The following is a 16,837-nucleotide window of genomic DNA, read 5'->3' on the forward strand; positions in this document are numbered from 1 at the left end:
CCCCGGGAACGGACGGCACGACGACGCGGCCGCCGGTGGCCACGATCACCGCATCCGGTGCGGACGCGACGACGTCATCGGCCGAAACGGCATGGCCCGCATGCACTGTGGCTGCGCTCACCCTGAGCTCGTCGCACAGGTACCGCAGGAACGGCTGGTTTTCCGGATGCAGCACCGAGGCCCAGCGCAGCGCGCCGCCCAGCTGCGCGCTGCGCTCGAACAGCGTGACGCGATGGCCGCGTTCGGCGGCGACCCGCGCGGCCTCCAGTCCCGCCGGGCCGCCGCCGATCACCACCACCCGTTTGGTGCGGTCGGCGCGGGCCGCGGCCAGTTGCCGCTCCTTGCCGGTGCGGGGGTTGACCGCGCAATCGACCGAGAAACGCTGCTCCATTGCGTCGATGCAGTTTTCGCACGAGATGCACTTGCGGACCCGGTGCGCCTGACCGGACGAGATTTTGCGGGGCAGGTCGGGGTCGGCCAGCAGCGGGCGTCCCATGGCGATGAAGTCGGCACGGCCGTCGGCCAGGATCCGTTCGGCGCGTGCCGGGTCGTGGATGCGGCCGACGGCGATCACCGGCACGTCGACCACCTGCTTGACGGCGGCCGCCGCGCCGACGTTGAGTTCGTCGCCGTCGTCCGCGCCGTTGACCATGCCGGTGACCAGCCGATCGATCACGCCGCCGCTGACGTGGAACGCGTCGACGCCGGCGGCGACGAGTTCGGGTGCGAGCCGGGCGGTTTCGTAGATGGCCCGGCCGCCGGCGACGCGTTCATACCCGGAGATGCGCAACGTGATCGGCATGGCCTTGCCGATTTCGGAGCGGATCGCGGCCAGCGCCTCGAGCACCACCCGCACCCGGCCGCGCGCCGAGTCGCCGCGGTAGTCGTCGGTGCGACGATTGCGTTGCGGGGCAAGGAAGGACCCGAGCAGCATGTAGCCGTGCGCGGCGTGCAGCTCGATGCCGTCATAGCCGGCCTCCACGGCGCGCCGGGCCGCCGCCTTGAACAGATCGAACACCTCGCTGAGCTGCCGCGCGCTGATCTCGGCCGACGGGCGCCCGGTGAGGTAGGACGGAATCACCGACGGGCCAAGCGATTCGACGCCGAAGACCTCCGGCCCCAGGCCGTCGGGCCCGGCGTGCACGATCTGGGGCTGGATCTTGGCGCCGTGCTCGTGCACCGCCTCCACCAGCGCCCGGTGCGCGGCGACTGCCTCGTCGGTGGCCAGATGCAGGCCGCCGGGTGTCTCGGGGTGGCGGTGGTCAATCCCGGTGGCGCCCACGGTGATCAGCCCCACCCCGCCGCGGGCGCGTGCCGCGAAGTAGTCGCGGGTGCGCTGCGACGGCAGCCCGTCCGGGGTGCCGTACATCGTCTCCATCGGAGACATGACCAGGCGGTTGCGCACGCTCATGGCGCCGATTCGTCCCGGCGCCATGAGGTGGCCGAAGCCGGTCACTGAGCGGACGCGGCTGACAAGCGTTTACCGGTCGGCGTCGGTGAACCGGATGACGCCGCGAATGTTCTTGCCGTCCAGCATGTCCTGGTAGCCGTCGTTGATCTGCTCCAGCTTGTACTGGCGGGTGATCATGTCGTCCAGGTTCAGCTTGCCGGCCTTGTACATCGACAGCAGCTGCGGGATGTCGTACTGCGGGTTGCCGCCGCCGAAGATGGTGCCCTGCAGGTTCTTCTGCATCAGGGTCAACATCGCCAGGTTCAGGTTGACGTTGGTGTCCAGCAGACTACCGATGGCGGTCAGCACGCAGGTGCCGCCCTTTTGGGTGATGTTCAGGTAGTTGTCGATGTCGGCGCCCTGCAGCTCGCCCACCGTGACCACGACCTTGTGGGCCATCAGGCCGTAGGTCACCTCGGCCATGCCCGCCATCGCCGCCATGATGTCGGGGTAGACGTGGGTGGCGCCGAACTTCAGCGCCTGGTCGCGCTTCCACTCGACCGGGTCGATCGCGAAGACGTAGCGGGCGCCGGCGTTGACGGCTCCCTGCAGCGCGGCCATGCCGACCCCGCCGACGCCGACGATCGCGACGTCCTGGCCGGGCCGGATGTCGGCGGTGCGGACCGACGAGCCGTAGCCGGTGGTGACGCCGCAGCCGACCAGCGCGGCGACCTCGAACGGGACCGACGGGTCGATCTTCACCACGGAGCTGCGGTGCACGACCATGTAGGGGGAGAACGTCCCCAGCAGCGTCATCGGGTAGACGTTCTGGCCGCGGGCCTGGATGCGGAAGGTGCCGTCGGACACCGCGGCGCCGCCCAGCAGGCCGGCGCCCAGGTCGCACAGGTTGCGCATGCCCGCCTGACAGGTCGGACACTGCCCACACGACGGGATGAACGACAGCACGACGTGGTCACCCGGGGCGATGTCGTCCACGCCCGGACCGACCTCGGTGACGATGCCCGCGCCCTCGTGGCCGCCGAGCACCGGGAAACCGGCCATCGGGATGCCCCCGGTGACCAGGTGATGGTCGGAGTGGCACATGCCCGCCGCTTCCATCTGGATCTTGACCTCATGCGCTTGCGGGTCGCCGATCTCGATTTCCTCGATGGACCAGGGCTGGTTGAACTCCCAGATCAGTGCGCCTTTTGTCTTCACGATGGTCCTGACCCCATTTCGCCTTTGAATTGATCAGAGCTGACCGGCCCCTTCATGCCGGCCAGCTAGGTGACGAGTGCCACAGGCACTCTTGTCGCGTCAGCATAGCGCGTGCAACAAATCAAATGCTTGGTTGGCTCCCCCTCACCAGATGGGGACGGGTGCCTGGCCAAGCGGGTAGTAGCCGGGCAGCTTTTCGCCGGCGACGCTGCGCTCGATCCGCTTCTGCATGCCGTCGCTGAGGTCCCCGGACTCGATGAGCTTCCCGAACATGTGCGCGACGTGGCCGAAGTCGAAGAAGTCGCGCTGCCACTCGATCTTTTGGTCGCTGTTGAGGCGGAACCAGCTGCCGCCGATGCCGTAGATCTCGTCCTGGGTGCCGTCGGTCTTGTTGACGATCTGCTTCCAGAAGCCGACGATCTCGCCTTGCTTCTCGTCGATGAGCACCTTCTGGTATTCGTACACCCAGTTTTCCAGCCCCTCCATCTCCAGGCCGAGGGCGATGTCGCGGATCTCGTCGATGCCGACGCACATCACGTCTTCCTTGGGGCCGATGTTCCAGCCGTAGGTGGCGTCTTGGGTGTAGAAGTCGGCCAACGGCCGCCAGTCGCCGGCCTTTTCGCAGTCCTTGTTGGCCTGCAGCCAGCGGTCGACCCATGCCTCGAGGTCTGCACGCGAGTGTGACGCCTGTGAATTCATGGGTCAGTCTTCTTTCTCTTTGATGAATAGTGCTTGCGTTGGGCACATGTCGACGGCGCGCTCAATTTCGTCGCGGGCGTCTTCGGGCGGTTCGGGGTCGACGATCTCGACCTTGCCCCGCTTGGGCACCCGGAAGTAGTCGGGTGCCTCTAGTTCGCACATGGCGTGGCCCTGACACAGATCCAGATCCGCTTCGATCCTGAAGCCGCCCATTGGACTTACTCCTTACGCGCTGCGCTTGCGGTAGCGCACCTTGGCCGGCCGCGCGAGTTGCACGACCATCTTGGAGTGGTCGTTGTGATAGCTGTCAGCCGGCTGGGCCATCTCAAACTCGTACTCGCGCAGGAGAACCGAGAAGATCGCCTTGATCTGCATCTGGGCGAACGCCGCGCCCACACAGCGGTGCCGGCCCGCGCCGAACGGAATCCAGGTCCACCGGTTGACGATGTCGGCCTGCTCGGGCTTGTTGTAGCGGTCGGGGTTGAACGCGTCCGGGTCGGGAAAGTCCTCGGGAATCCGGTTGGAGATCGCCGGGGAGGCCGCGACGAAGTCCCCGGCATGGATCGGAAATCCCTCGACCTCGAACTCGCCCTTGGCGACCCGCATCAAGATGATCAGCGGCGGGTGCAGGCGCAGCGTCTCCTTGACCACGTTGTCCAGCTTCGGAATCGAGCGCAGCGCATGGAAACTCACCTCCTGGCCATCGGCGTAGAGGTCCTCGAGCTCGGCCAGCACCTCGGCGTAGACCTCGGGGTGGCGGATCAACTCGATCAGGGTCCACGCCGAGGTCCCCGAGCTGGTGTGGTGTCCGGCGAACATCAGCGAGATGAACATCCCGGTGACCTCGTCGGCGCAGAACCGGGGTTGGCCCTGCTCGTCTTTGATCGAGACCAGCACGTCGAGCATGTCGCGGTCGGCCTTGTCCGTGGGCGGGTTGGCCAGCCGCTGATCCATGATTTCTTGCACCAGCGCAACGAGTTTCACCCGGGCCTCGTCGCGGCGCCGGAAGCTGTCGATCGGCAGGTAGGGGTCGACGTAACACAGGGGGTCGGTGCCGCGTTCCAGCTCGTGGTAGTACTCGGCGAACCGATGGTCGAGCTGCTCACGGAACTTCAGCCCGATCAGGCAGGCGGTCGAGGTGTAGATGGTCAGCTCGGCGAAGAAGTCGAGCAGCTCGATCTCGCCTTCCTCGCCCCAATCGGCGATCATCTTCTTGACTTCGCCCTCGATGGTGGCCGCGTGGCCCTTCATCTGCTCGCCGCGCAGCGCGGAGTTGTGCAGCATCTCCTTGCGCCGCTCGGGGCTGGCGTCGAACACCACGCCCTTGCCGAAGATGGGCGTCATGAACGGGTACGCCTCGGCCTGGTCGAGGTCCTCATCGGCCGAGCGGAAGAAGAACTCATTGGCCCCGGCGCCCGAGAGCAGGATGACATGCTTGTCAACCAGCTGAAACCAGCCGACGTCCCCGCACTCCTCGCGGACACGCTTCATCAAACCGATTGGGTCGGTGCGGAATTCCTCGAGGTGGCCGTGTTCTTCCTCGCCGCCGGACACCCGGGGCACGGTCGCGGTGGTCACGTGCTCACTCTCCTCGCCGCGCGTGCCGCGCGCCGCATCGTCGATTCGCGGTCGTAGTCACTGTCCTGGCATCCCCTCTTCGCCGAGTGCGAGTTTCTGGCGGTTTTTGTTGTCGGCTAGCGGTGCTTCGGGCTGAAGCTCCATGTTGGCGATGAAGCCACCGCGCGGTGTCTCGGCCACGAACGTGATGGCCCGTCCCAAATCCGCCGCGCGCAGGAAGTAGTCGTGCCGGGCCTGGCCCCACTTGGCCCAGTCCTCCAGAGCCGGGCCGATCTTCTCGGCCGGCAGGCTCCACCCCATCGACGTCTTCGTGGGGCCGGGGTGCACGATCGAGGCCCGCACTCCGGTGCCTTCGAGCTCCATCTGGAAGTTGGTGACCATCGCGACCAGCGCGGCCTTGGCCGCGCCGTAGGCGCCCATGTGCGGGCGCTGACGCAGGGCCACATCGGATCCGACGAAGATCAGGTCGCCGCGCTGTCGCTCGAGCATCCCGGGCAGCACCGCGGTGGCCAGCCGGTTGGCGCCGACGAGGTGGATCTGCAGCTGCGACTCGAACTCGTCGGTGGTGATCTCGGCGAGCTTGCCGAAGTAGGTGTCGCCCGCTCCGGCCACCAGCACCTCGATATCGCCGAGGGCGTCGGTCGACTGCGCGACAAACGATTTCACCGAGTTGGGATCGGTGACGTCGAGGTGGAATCCGACCGCCTCGCCGCCGTCGGCGTTGATCTTGCCGACGATGTCGTCGAGCTTCTCCACCCGGCGGGCACCCAGCGCGACCGGGAATCCGTGCGCCGCGAGCTCGATGGCGGTTGCCTCTCCGATGCCGGAGGAAGCGCCGGCCACGATGGCGGGCCGACGTTCGGGCAAGGGTTCAAAGCGGGGCATTCAGCGGACCTCCACGATCATTGGTAGGTGAGCGAATCCGCGGACGTTACTCGAGTGAACGCGGACGGCGTTGGCCTCGTCCACCTCGTAGCCGCGGATTCGCTTGAACAACTCGGTGAGCGCGACCCGGGCTTCCATCCGCGCTAGATGCGCGCCCAGGCAGAAGTGTGCGCCGCTACCGAAACTCAGTAGTTTGGGCCCGATTTCGCGCCCGATGAGGTAGTCGTCAGGCTTGTCGAAGACCCGCTCGTCGCGATGCCCGGACCCGGGCAACAGCAGCAGGACGTCGCCCTCGGGGATGGTGGTGTCGTAGAGGGTGAGCTCCCCGGACACGGTGCGAGCCAGGATCTGGCTGGAGGTGTCGTAGCGCAGGGTCTCCTCGACCCACAGCGGCACCCGCGACAGGTCCTCGTAGACCGGCGTCAGTTGATCCGGGTTCTTGTGACCCCAAAACGCGGCATTGGCAAGCAGTTTGGTGGTGGTCTCGTTGCCGGCGATCACCATCAGGAACATGAAGCCGAGCACCTCGTCGTCGGTGAGCCGGTCGCCGTCGATCTCGGCCTCCAGCAGCGCGGAGGTCAGGTCGTCGGTCAACTTCTCGCGCCGCTCGGCCACCATCTGCTGGTAGTAGACGATCAGGTTGAGGGAGGCCTCGACGGCCTCCGGCGGCACGTCGGTGACGCCCTCCTCGCGGTGCATCACCCCGTCGGCCCAGGCCCGGACCTGATCGCGATCCGGCTCGGGGACGCCCATCAGCTCGGAGATGACGTCCATGGGCAGCTTGCCGGCGAACTCGTCGACGTAGTCGACACCGTTGCCGTCCCTGGCCTTGTCCAGCATGGTGTCGAGATGCTGCGTCGCGATCTCGGTGACCCGCGGCTCGAGTTCGCGAATCCGGCGCGGGGTGAAGCCTTTTGACACCAGCGTCCGCAGCCGCAGGTGGGCGGGATCGTCCATCGCCAGGAACGACATCGTCTTGCTGGCGTGCGGGCCGCGCGAGGCGGGGTCCAGCGAGACGCCGTACTTATTGGAAAGCGTTGTGCTGTTACGGAATCCCTGCAGCACGTCCTGGTGCCGCGACAACGCCCAGAACTTCAGTTCGTCGTTGCGGTACAGCGGCGCCTCGTCGCGCAGCCGCTGGTAGTACGGGTACGGATCTTCGTGGAAGTCGTAGTCGTAGGGATCGAGGACCAGCTCGTGGTCGCCCACATGGACGGTCATTTAGGTTCGTGTCTCCTGGCTTGTGTTCCCGGGGCCGGGCAAGATCAGACTCACTACGTAGGCCAACTGGTCGGCGATCTGGTGATAGGTGAACTGGCCACTGGCCGCCTGTACCAATGCGCCGAAGAACATCATTTCGAGCGCGGCCACCGTGTTGGGGTCGGCCCCCGGCCCGATGGCCGTCGCGATGCGGCGGTGGATCTCGGCGCCGATGCGATCGCGCACCGCCCCCACCGCGGGATCCGTGCCCCCGCCGAGCAAGGCCGTCGTGCAGGCGGCGCCGACCTCGGGCTCGTCGGCGACCACCAGCGCCAGGTGCCGCAACACCTTGTCCACCCGGACCGGCATCGGGTCGTTGACGTCGGTGAAGAACGGAACCTGGCGCACCAGGTCCAAATAGACCTCGGCGATCAGGTGGTTCTTCGACGAGAAGTAGGTGTACGCGGTGGCCGGTGCGACCTTGGCCCGCGCCGCGACCGCGCGCACCGTCAGGTCGGCGTAGGACTTCTCGCGCAGGGTTTCGATGCCCGCCGCGAGCACCTTGCGGAAGGTCTCCTCCTGGCGACGGTTGCGCGCCGGTTGACCGGCCTGGCGGTCGCCGCCGGAGGTGATCGTCACCAGTGCATCGCTGGACACATGTCCAAGCTAGATGATCGGATCACCGCGAGGCAACCCCGTGACAGGAATACGCAGTTCAATGCGCCTTTCAACGCGTTCGACGGCCAATATCCGAGATCGGCTCTTGCACCGCCGACGCCCTGGCGGCTATGGTTCGATCGGACTATATCGGACAACTGTCCACTAGATTGGCGTGCCGGGTTGGCCGCGCAAAGACGGGAGCGGGAGATGGCCTTGTTGGCCGACGGCGTGAGTGAACTGTTCATCGACGGCAAGCTGTCGCCCGGCGGCGCCGGCAACTTCGCGACGGTGAACCCGGCGACCGAGGAAATGCTGGGCGTCGCCGCCAATGCGGACGCCACCGACATGGACCGTGCCATTGACGCCGCGCGGCGCGCCTTCGACGAGACGGACTGGTCGCGCAACACCGAATTGCGGGTGCGGTGCATCCGCCAGCTGCGCGATGCGATGCGCGAGCACATCGAAGAATTGCGCGACATCACCATCGCCGAGGTCGGCGCCCCGCGGATGCTCACCTCGGCCGCCCAATTGGAGGGACCGGTCGCTGACCTGAGCTTCGCCGCCGACACCGCGGAGTCCTACGAGTGGAACTGCGACCTCGGCCAGGCATCCCCGATGGGCATCCCGACCCGGCGCACGATCGCGCGCGAAGCCGTCGGCGTCGTCGGCGCCATCACGCCGTGGAACTTTCCGCACCAGATCAACCTCGCCAAACTGGGACCCGCGCTGGCCGCCGGCAACACCGTGGTGCTCAAGCCCGCGCCGGACACACCCTGGTGCGCGGCGGTGCTCGGCGAAATCATCGCCGAACACACCGACTTTCCGCCCGGCGTCGTCAACATCATCACGTCCGACGATCACCGAGTCGGGGCGCTGCTCTCGAAAGACCCTCGGGTGGATATGGTTTCGTTCACCGGCTCGACCGCCACCGGTCGCAGCGTCATGGGCGACGCCGCCGCCACCATCAAGCGGGTGTTTCTGGAGCTCGGCGGCAAGTCGGCGTTCGTGGTTCTCGACGACGCCGACCTGGGCGGGGCATGCTCGGTGTCGGCGTTCACCGCGGCCATGCACGCCGGGCAGGGCTGCGCCATCACCACCCGGCTGCTGGTGCCGCGGGCCCGCTACGACGAGGCCGTCGCCATCGCGGCGGGCACCATGGGCTCGATCAAGCCCGGCGACCCCAACGACGCCGGAACCGTTTGCGGGCCGGTGATTTCCGCGCGGCAGCGGGAGCGGGTGCAAAGCTACCTCGATCTGGCGATCGCCGAGGGCGGGACGTTCGCCTGCGGTGGCGGGCGTCCGGCGGACAGGGACCGCGGCTTCTTCATCGAACCGACCGTCATCGCGGGCCTGACCAACGACGCCCGGCCCGCCCGTGAGGAGATCTTCGGACCGGTGCTCACCGTGATCGCCTACGACGGCGAGGACGACGCGCTGCGCATCGCCAACGACTCGCCATATGGCTTGTCCGGCACCGTCTTCAGCGCCGACCCGGAGCGCGCTGCCAACTTCGCGTCGCGGATGCGGGTGGGCACCGTCAATGTCAACGGTGGTGTCTGGTACTCCGCCGACGCGCCGTTCGGTGGATACAAGCAATCCGGCAACGGGCGCGAAATGGGCGTGGCCGGCTTCGAGGAATACCTGGAAATCAAAACCATCGCCACCGCGGTGCAGTGACCGCGCCACGGGGCGACCGAAAGGAAAACATGCGATTCGAGAACAAAGTCGGCATCGTCACCGGGTCCGGTGGCGGCATCGGGCAGGCGTACGCCGAGGCGCTGGCCCGCGAGGGCGCGGCGGTGGTGGTCGCCGACATCAACGCCGAGGCCGCCGACGCGGTCGCCAAACAGATCGTCGCCGACGGCGGAACGGCCATCAGCATTCCGGTCGACGTGTCCGACCCCGCGTCGGCCAAGGAGATGGCCGACCGCACGTTCGCGGAATTCGGCGGCATCGACTACCTCGTCAACAACGCCGCGATCTTCGGCGGCATGAAGCTGGACTTCCTGCTCACCATCGACCCGGAGTACTACCGCAAGTTCATGAGCGTGAACCTCGACGGCGCTCTGTGGTGCACCCGTGCGGTGTACAAGAAGATGGCCAAGCGCGGCGGCGGCGCGATCGTCAACCAATCATCCACCGCCGCCTGGCTTTACGCGAACTACTACGCCCTGGCCAAGGTCGGGCTCAACGGCCTGACCCAGCAACTGTCCCGCGAACTGGGCGGCCAGAAGATCCGGATCAACGCGATCGCCCCCGGCCCCATCGACACCGAGGCCAATCGGACCACCACCCCGAAGGAGATGGTCGACGACATCGTCAAGGGCCTACCGCTGTCGCGGATGGGCACGCCCGAGGACCTGGTCGGCATGTGTCTGTTCCTGCTTTCCGACGAGGCCTCGTGGATCACCGGACAGATCTTCAACGTCGACGGCGGACAGATAATCCGGTCATGAGCCAACAGCACGCGCGCCTCGGATACATCGGCCTCGGTAACATGGGCGCGCCGATGGCCACCAAGATGACCGAATGGCCCGGTGGGGTAACGGTTTACGACATCCGGACCGAGGCGATGACCCCGCTGGCCGAAAGGGGCGCGAGCCTGGCCGACAGCGTTGCCGACGTCGCCGCCGCCGACATCATCCACATCACCGTGCTGAACGACGCCCAGGTGCGGGAGGTGGTCGGTGAACTGGCGGCGCACGCCAAGCCGGGCACCGTCATCGCGATCCACTCGACGATCAGCGACACCACGGCGGTCGAGCTCGCGGCCGAGCACAAGCCGCGCGGCGTTCATATCGTCGACGCGCCGGTCAGCGGTGGGGCGGCCGCCGCGGCGAAGGGCGAGCTGGCCACCATGGTGGGCGCCGAGCGCGAGGTGTACGAGCGGATCAAGCCGGCCTTCAAACATTGGGCAGCGGTGGTCATCCACGCCGGTGAGCCGGGGGCGGGGACCCGAATGAAGCTGGCCCGCAACATGTTGACGTTCACCTCGTACGCCGCGGCGTGCGAGGCCATGAAACTCGCCGAGGCCGCCGGCTTGGATCTGCAGGCGCTGGGCCGGGTGGTGCGCCATACCGACGCGCTCACCAGCGGCCCAGGAGCGATCATCGTCCGCGACAACATGAAAGACCTTGAGCCGGACAATTTTCTGTATCAGTCCTTCCTGCACGCTCGCGAACTGGGGGAGAAGGACCTGAGCCTGGCGTTGGCTCTCGGCGAGTCGGTGTCGGTCGATTTACCGCTTGCCCAGTTGGCCTACCAGCGGTTGGCCGCGGGCCTCGGGGTGCCACACACACAGGAAGAGGCGTGATGGACGAGCTGCGCAGCAAGGGCCTCGCGAAGATGAACGAGGTCTACGGCTGGGAGATGCCCAACATCGAAGGCGACCCGTACTTCGACCTGACCGTAGACCACCTGTTCGGCAGCATCTGGACGCGACCGGGATTGTCGATGCGCGACAAGCGCATCATGACGCTGACCGCGGTGACCGCGATCGGCAACCGCGACCTGGCCGAGATCCAGATCAACGCCGCGCTTCTCAACGGCGAGCTCACCGAGACCGAACTCAAGGAGATGGCGGTCTTCCTCACCCATTACCTGGGCTTCCCGCTGGGTTCGGCGCTCAACGGCGCCGTCGACGCCGTCGTGGCCAAACGCAAGAAGGCCGCGGCGAAGGGCGCCGGGGAGGACAAGAAGGGCAATGTCGACGCCGCGCTGAAGATGCACTCGGGCGACAAGGGCGACTGATCCACCAACCTCAGTACGGCTGAACGCCTTCGGGCATCACGTATTCGGAGATCGGTGCGGCGACCCCGTTGACAGTCGTGCCGCCATTGATGATGCCCGGCGCCATTTCCAGCATGTTGTGCGGGAACCCGAACCTCGGTGTGGTCAGCGCGTCCAGCCGGGCCAGCTCGTCGGCGCCGAGCGTCACGTCCACGGCCCGGACGTTGTCCTCGAGCTGGGAGAGCCTGCGCGCCCCGATGATGACCGACGACACGGCGCGCTGGGCACGCACCCAGGCCAGCGCCACGCTGGCGACGGTGGTGTCGTGCGCTGTCGCGATGGCCTCGAGTTCGTCGATGACGGCGTAGGTCTTTTCGTTGAGAAAGGCGTCGACCATCGCGCCGCGGTCGGCGTTGTGCCGGCCGCTGTTGGCGCGGGTGTACTTGCCGCTGAGGACGCCGCTCTTCAGCGGCGACCATGGCGTAATGCCGAGGCCGAATTCGGAGGCCATCGGGACGAGGTCCTGTTCGATGGCGCGCTCCAGCAGCGAGTACTCGACCTGCAGCCCGACGAACGACGACCAGCCGCGGAAATCGGCGATCAGGTTGGCCTGCGCGATCTTCCACGCCGGGGTGTCCGAAACCCCGATGTAGCGCACCTTGCCGGCCCGAACCAGGTCCTCGAGCGCAGCCATGGTCTCCTCGATGGGGGTGTTCGCATCCCAGATGTGCAGCCAGTACAGGTCGATGTAGTCGGTTTGCAAGCGCCGCAACGAGTTTTCGCAGGCGTTGATCAGCGACTTGCGGCCCGAACCGCCGCCGTTGGGATCACCCGGATACAGGTTGCCGCTGAACTTGGTCGCGATCGCCAGCCGATCGCGGCGGGCGGGGTGGCGCCCGATGTGGTCACCGATGATCTTCTCGGAGTGGCTTCGCGTGTAGAAGTTGGCGGTGTCGATGAAGTTGCCGCCAAGTTCGAGGTAGCGGTCGATGATCTGTTGGGACTCCTCCACACTGGTGCCCCAGCCGAGGTCTTCGCCGAACGTCATCGCGCCCAGGCACAAAGGGCTGACGCGCAGACCGGACCGCCCGAGTGTCACGTATTGATCCAGCGGCATGAGGCCCACTCCCTGGTAGATTGTTCGGCTATGAGGTTGTTCATAACAAAACTAGTTCATAGCTGAACGATCTGGCAAGTCGGATGTCTGCAGTCGATGCGGCCAAGATCTGGTCACTGAACTACCGGGTGCTGCTCTCGGTCATCTCGTGCGCCGAGGCTGATATCTGCGCGCTGGGCCTCGAGTCCAAGGAGCTGTTTCTGCTCGCCGAGATCGACGAGCATCCCTATCCGGCCGAGCTGGCCGCGACGCTGAGCATGCCCAAGGCGACGGTGACGCTGTACCTGAAACGCCTCGAGGCGGCGGGCTTCGTGCGACGCGAGATCGATCCGTGCGATCTGCGCCGGCACCGGCTGCTGCTCACCCCGGCCGGACGCCAGGCGGTCAGGAAGGGCCTGACCCTGCTCTCCGGCGAGTTCGACAAGCGCCTCGGCCGCCTCACCGCCGCGCAGCGCAACGACCTCAGGGCGCTGCTGGAGAAAATCCTTTGAACGTGGGGACGGTGGGCGGGAGCCGTTTGACCGGGCTAGTCTGACGTGTCGTGCGCGTCCTGGTGATTGGTTCCGGTGCCCGTGAGCATGCGTTGCTGCTGGCGCTTCGCAAAGACCCCGAGGTCACGGGGCTGGCGATCGCCCCCGGCAACGCCGGCACCGCGCGGCTGGCCGACCAGCACGACGTCGACGTCACCTCGGCCGACGACGTCGTGGCCCTGGCGCGCGAGGTCCGCGCCGACCTGGTCGTCATCGGTCCCGAGGTGCCGCTGGTCCTCGGGGTGGCCGACGCGGTGCGGGCCGCCGGGATCGTCTGCTTCGGTCCCAGCAAGGACGCGGCTCGCATCGAGGGCTCCAAGGCTTTCGCCAAGGAGATCATGGCCGCGGCCGGGGTGCGCACCGCAACCAGCGAAATCGTCGATACCCCGGCACATTTAGACGCCGCCCTGCAGCGGTTCGGCCCGCCGGCGGGCGACGCGGCCTGGGTGGTGAAGGACGACCGCCTGGCCGCGGGCAAGGGCGTGGTGGTCACCGCGGATCGCGCTGTCGCGCGCGCGCACGCCGCCGGGCTCCTCGAGGCGGGACACCCGGTGCTGCTGGAGTCCTATCTGGACGGCCCGGAGGTGTCGCTGTTCTGCGTGGTCGACGGCGAAACCGTGGTGCCGTTACTGCCGGCGCAGGATTTCAAGCGCGTCGGTGACGGGGACAGCGGACCCAATACCGGGGGCATGGGCGCCTACGCGCCGGTGCCGTGGCTGCCCGACGAGGTGTACCGCGACGTGGTCAGCAACATCGTCGAACCCGTTGCGGCCGAGATGGTTGCGCGGGGCAGCTCCTTCAGCGGATTGCTGTACGCCGGGCTCGCGATCACGGCGAACGGGCCCGCCGTGGTCGAATTCAATTGTCGCTTCGGCGATCCCGAGACGCAGGCGGTGCTGGCGCTGCTGGAATCGCCGCTCGGCCAGCTGCTGTACGCGGCGGGCAGCGGCACCTTGGCGGACTTCGGCGAGTTGCGCTGGCATGACGGTGCCGCCGTGACGGTGGTGGTGGCGGCGGAAAGCTATCCCGGCCGTCCCCGCGTCGGAGACGTCATCGTCGGCTCGGAAGCCGATGGGGTGCTGCACGCCGGGACGGCCCGGCGCGCTGACGGCGAAATCGTGTCCTCGGGTGGGCGGGTGCTGTCGGTGGTGGGCACCGGCGCCGACCTGGCCGCCGCGCGGACCAGGGCTTACGAGGTGGTGCATTCAATTCGGCTGCCGGGCAGTCATTTCCGCAGCGACATCGCCCAGCTGGCCGCTGACGGGAAGATCCGCGTCTAGAAGGCCCTCAAAATCCCAGGGCCTGACCGTCCCGTCGCGGGTCGCTGGCGGCGACATAGCCGCCATCGAGACGCCAGATCGCCTGGCAGCTGCCGAATTGATTGTAGTCGTCGACGGCAACCAGGTCGTGCCCGCGGCGGCGCAACTCGTCGAGTGTTGCTGCGGGGAGCCCCGTTTCGCAGCTCACCTGCATGCCCTCCACCCACCGGAACCGCGGGCCGTCGCATGCCGCCTGTGGGTTCTGCCCGTGGTCGGCGATGCGCACCATCACCTGCACGTGACCCTGGGGCTGCATCAATCCGCCCATCACGCCGAAGCTCATGACCGGTTCGCCGTCTTTGGTCACAAACCCCGGGATGATGGTGTGGTAGGGGCGCTTGTTCGGTCCCACGGCATTCGGATGTCCCTGAGCGGCAGCGAAATTCGCGCCGCGGTTCTGCAGGGAGATCCCGGTGCCCGGCACCACCACGCCCGAACCGAACCCCATGTAGTTCGACTGGATCATCGACACCATCATCCCCGCGGCGTCGGCGGCGGTCAGGTAGACGGTTCCGTCCGCCGGCGCGCCGGCGGACGCCGGCTTGGCGCGTGCGCGGTCGATCAGTGCCGCGCGCTGCTTCAGATACTCCTTGTCCAACAGGCGTTCCGGACCTAGCGGCATGTGCTCGATGTCGGCGACATAGGCCTGGGCGTCGGCGAAGGCCAGCTTCACCGCCTCGATCTGCAGGTGCACGCTGTCGGCGGAATCGGCTGGCAGGGCGGCCAAGTCGAAGTGTTCCAGGATGCCCAAAGCGATCAGCGCGACGATGCCCTGCCCGTTGGGTGGGATCTCGTGCACGGTGTAACCGCGGTAGCCGCCGTCGACCGTGCCCACCCAGTCGGCACGGTGGGCCGCCAGATCCCCGGCCCGCAGGGCCCCGCCGTGCGACAACGCGTGCGCCTCGAGCTTGGCCGCCAGTTCACCGCGGTAGAACGCCTCACCGTTGGTCGCCGCGATCGTCTCGAGCGTCGCGGCATGATCCGGCAGGCTGAATCGCTCGCCGGGTTTCGGTGCCCGCCCGCCCGGCAGAAACGCCTGGGCGAAACCGGGCTGGTCCCGGAAGAGCGGCACTTGGGCCGCCCACTGCTCGGCGACCGTCGGTGATACCAGAAAGCCGTTGCGCCCGTAGGCTATTGCCGGTTCGAACAGCCGCTCGAACGGCAGCTTGCCGAACTTGGCGTGCAGTTCGGTCCACGCCGACACCGCGCCGGGCACGGTCACCGAATTCCAGCCGAGGATCGGAACGGCGGCCCCGCCGAAGTATTCCGGTGTCCAGGCCGCCGGCGACCGGCCGGAGGCGTTCAGGCCGTGCAGTTGCCTGCCGTCCCACACGATGGCGAAGGCGTCCGAACCGATGCCGTTGGATACCGGCTCCACGATCGTCAGCGTGATGGCCGTGGCGATGGCCGCATCGACCGCGCTGCCGCCTTGCGCGAGCATCCGCAGCCCCGCCTGGGCGGCCAGCGGTTGCGATGTGCACACAACGTTTTCCGCCAGGATGGGCTTGCGTGGCCAGGCGTACGGGAAGGTCCAGTCGAAAGGTGCGGTCACCTCCCCGAGCGTAACGCCGGCGTGACGCTCGAGGTGCCCTCACGCCGTCAGCAGCGGCGCCATCCAGGTCAGCTCGGCGGGCAACTGCGAGCTCCAGAAAGCGCCGTCGTGCCCGCCGGGCGAGAAGCCACCGGCCGGCGGATTGGGCAGCTGCGCGATGAATTGCTTTGTCGCGGAGTAAAACGGATCGCTGTCGCCGCAATCGATTCGGATGGGGATCGAGGCCAGGGCGGGCATGCCGAACACCGAGTTCGCGGCGAAATCATCCGGTCCGTCGAACGCTCCCGGCGCGGCCGCACCCGAGGACATCCACAGGGCCGGGCTCACCGCGCAGATCGCCGCGGTGCGGGCCGGTCCCAGCCGGCCACCGAGCAGCAGGGCACCGTAGCCGCCCATCGACCACCCCAAGAACGCCACCCGCGAGGTGTCCAGATTCTGATTGCCCAGCATCGGGATGAGCTCGTCGAGCACCATGGCGCCGCTGTCCTCCCCGGAAGACCGCTTGTGCCAATACCCACCGCCGCCGTCGACGGCGACCACCGCGAACGGCGGTAGTCCGGCGTCGACGGCCTGCGCCAGACCGTGCTCGACGCCGCCGGCCATCACGGTGGACGCGTCACTGCCCTTGCCGTGCAGCGCGATCACCGGTCGCAGCGGCTTGGTCTGGCCCGGAGGGCGCGCGATGGCCCAGTTGGTGTTGGCCCCGCCGCGGGCCGCGGAAGCGAAGGAACCGGTCACCATGGTGGGGGCGGGCGCCGCCGGCGGAGCCGGATCGCGGGGTGGGCTGGGCGGCGGGGCCAACGGCATCCGGGTGCCGGCCGTCGATGCCGGCATGGCGTGAGATGTGCGGGGCTCTAACAGGATGTCGAGCCCGTAGGCGCCGACCGCCCCGAGGGCCGCGCTGGCGCCGAGGCCGAGCAGGGCGCGTCGGCTCAAGTCGGGCATGCGGGCCATTATGCC

General features: G+C 67.5%; 17 protein-coding genes. 6 read left to right on the forward strand and 11 right to left on the reverse strand.

Annotated elements, in window-relative coordinates; translation table 11 throughout:
* The 8 genes from DQP57_RS15695 to DQP57_RS15730 all read right to left on the reverse strand — a co-directional run.
* Positions 1–1,411: FAD-dependent oxidoreductase (locus tag DQP57_RS15695; RefSeq protein ID WP_240631772.1), on the reverse strand; the 1,411-nt coding region annotated here is incomplete at its 3' end.
* A 69-nt stretch (positions 1,412–1,480) separates the two neighbouring features.
* A complete protein-coding gene (locus DQP57_RS15700) occupies positions 1,481–2,608 on the reverse strand; it encodes an NDMA-dependent alcohol dehydrogenase (RefSeq protein WP_112633829.1) in 1,128 nt (375 codons plus the stop codon).
* A gap of 144 nt (positions 2,609–2,752) precedes the next feature.
* The gene (locus DQP57_RS15705) at positions 2,753–3,307 is read right to left on the reverse strand and encodes a nuclear transport factor 2 family protein (protein WP_112633830.1); all 555 of its coding nucleotides are present in this window, start codon (positions 3,305–3,307) and stop codon (positions 2,753–2,755) included.
* A gap of 3 nt (positions 3,308–3,310) precedes the next feature.
* Complete coding sequence (locus DQP57_RS15710) at positions 3,311–3,520, reverse strand: ferredoxin (protein WP_112633831.1); 210 nt, start codon at positions 3,518–3,520, stop codon at positions 3,311–3,313.
* A 12-nt stretch (positions 3,521–3,532) separates the two neighbouring features.
* Positions 3,533–4,885: a cytochrome P450 gene (locus tag DQP57_RS15715; protein ID WP_112633832.1), complete on the reverse strand. Its 1,353-nt coding sequence runs from the start codon at positions 4,883–4,885 to the stop codon at positions 3,533–3,535.
* 57 nt (positions 4,886–4,942) lie between these two features.
* Positions 4,943–5,770: an SDR family oxidoreductase gene (locus tag DQP57_RS15720; RefSeq protein WP_112633833.1), complete on the reverse strand. Its 828-nt coding sequence runs from the start codon at positions 5,768–5,770 to the stop codon at positions 4,943–4,945.
* Positions 5,771–6,991, reverse strand: a complete 1,221-nt coding sequence (locus tag DQP57_RS15725) for a cytochrome P450 (RefSeq protein ID WP_112633834.1) — start codon at positions 6,989–6,991, stop codon at positions 5,771–5,773.
* Complete coding sequence (locus DQP57_RS15730) at positions 6,992–7,627, reverse strand: TetR/AcrR family transcriptional regulator (RefSeq protein WP_112633835.1); 636 nt, start codon at positions 7,625–7,627, stop codon at positions 6,992–6,994.
* Between the two features lie 210 nt (positions 7,628–7,837).
* On the opposite strand from DQP57_RS15730, the gene DQP57_RS15735 reads away from it, so the two are divergent.
* From DQP57_RS15735 to DQP57_RS15750, 4 genes are read left to right on the forward strand one after another with little or no spacing between them, the layout of a single operon-like run.
* Positions 7,838–9,307, forward strand: coding sequence for an aldehyde dehydrogenase (locus tag DQP57_RS15735; protein ID WP_112633836.1), 1,470 nt, complete (start codon positions 7,838–7,840; stop codon positions 9,305–9,307).
* Between the two features lie 29 nt (positions 9,308–9,336).
* Positions 9,337–10,086 (forward strand): SDR family oxidoreductase, encoded by a 750-nt coding sequence (locus DQP57_RS15740; RefSeq protein ID WP_112633875.1) that lies wholly within the window; start codon positions 9,337–9,339, stop codon positions 10,084–10,086.
* On the forward strand, positions 10,083–10,943 hold the full coding sequence (locus tag DQP57_RS15745) for an NAD(P)-dependent oxidoreductase (RefSeq protein WP_112633837.1): 861 nt from the start codon (positions 10,083–10,085) through the stop codon (positions 10,941–10,943). Before DQP57_RS15740 ends, DQP57_RS15745 begins: the two co-directional genes overlap by 4 nt.
* The gene (locus tag DQP57_RS15750; RefSeq protein WP_112633838.1) at positions 10,943–11,380 is read left to right on the forward strand and encodes a carboxymuconolactone decarboxylase family protein; all 438 of its coding nucleotides are present in this window, start codon (positions 10,943–10,945) and stop codon (positions 11,378–11,380) included. The genes DQP57_RS15745 and DQP57_RS15750 overlap by 1 nt, the downstream gene beginning before the upstream one ends.
* 10 nt (positions 11,381–11,390) lie before the next feature.
* On the opposite strand, the gene DQP57_RS15755 is transcribed toward DQP57_RS15750, so the two are convergent.
* Complete coding sequence (locus tag DQP57_RS15755; RefSeq protein ID WP_112633839.1) at positions 11,391–12,485, reverse strand: aldo/keto reductase; 1,095 nt, start codon at positions 12,483–12,485, stop codon at positions 11,391–11,393.
* A gap of 74 nt (positions 12,486–12,559) precedes the next feature.
* On the opposite strand from DQP57_RS15755, the gene DQP57_RS15760 reads away from it, so the two are divergent.
* Positions 12,560–12,967: a MarR family winged helix-turn-helix transcriptional regulator gene (locus DQP57_RS15760; RefSeq protein ID WP_112633840.1), complete on the forward strand. Its 408-nt coding sequence runs from the start codon at positions 12,560–12,562 to the stop codon at positions 12,965–12,967.
* A gap of 50 nt (positions 12,968–13,017) precedes the next feature.
* Positions 13,018–14,286, forward strand: coding sequence for a phosphoribosylamine--glycine ligase (purD, locus tag DQP57_RS15765; protein ID WP_112633841.1), 1,269 nt, complete (start codon positions 13,018–13,020; stop codon positions 14,284–14,286).
* Between the two features lie 7 nt (positions 14,287–14,293).
* Here purD and DQP57_RS15770 read toward each other — a convergent pair whose 3' ends face one another.
* On the reverse strand, positions 14,294–15,877 hold the full coding sequence (locus DQP57_RS15770) for a gamma-glutamyltransferase family protein (RefSeq protein ID WP_112633842.1): 1,584 nt from the start codon (positions 15,875–15,877) through the stop codon (positions 14,294–14,296).
* Between the two features lie 39 nt (positions 15,878–15,916).
* Positions 15,917–16,834 (reverse strand): alpha/beta hydrolase-fold protein, encoded by a 918-nt coding sequence (locus tag DQP57_RS15775; protein ID WP_112633876.1) that lies wholly within the window; start codon positions 16,832–16,834, stop codon positions 15,917–15,919.
* Between the last annotated feature and the right edge of the window lie 3 nt (positions 16,835–16,837).

The sequence above is a fragment of the Mycobacterium colombiense genome (genome assembly GCF_003284935.1).
Lineage (GTDB): Bacteria > Actinomycetota > Actinomycetes > Mycobacteriales > Mycobacteriaceae > Mycobacterium > Mycobacterium arosiense_A.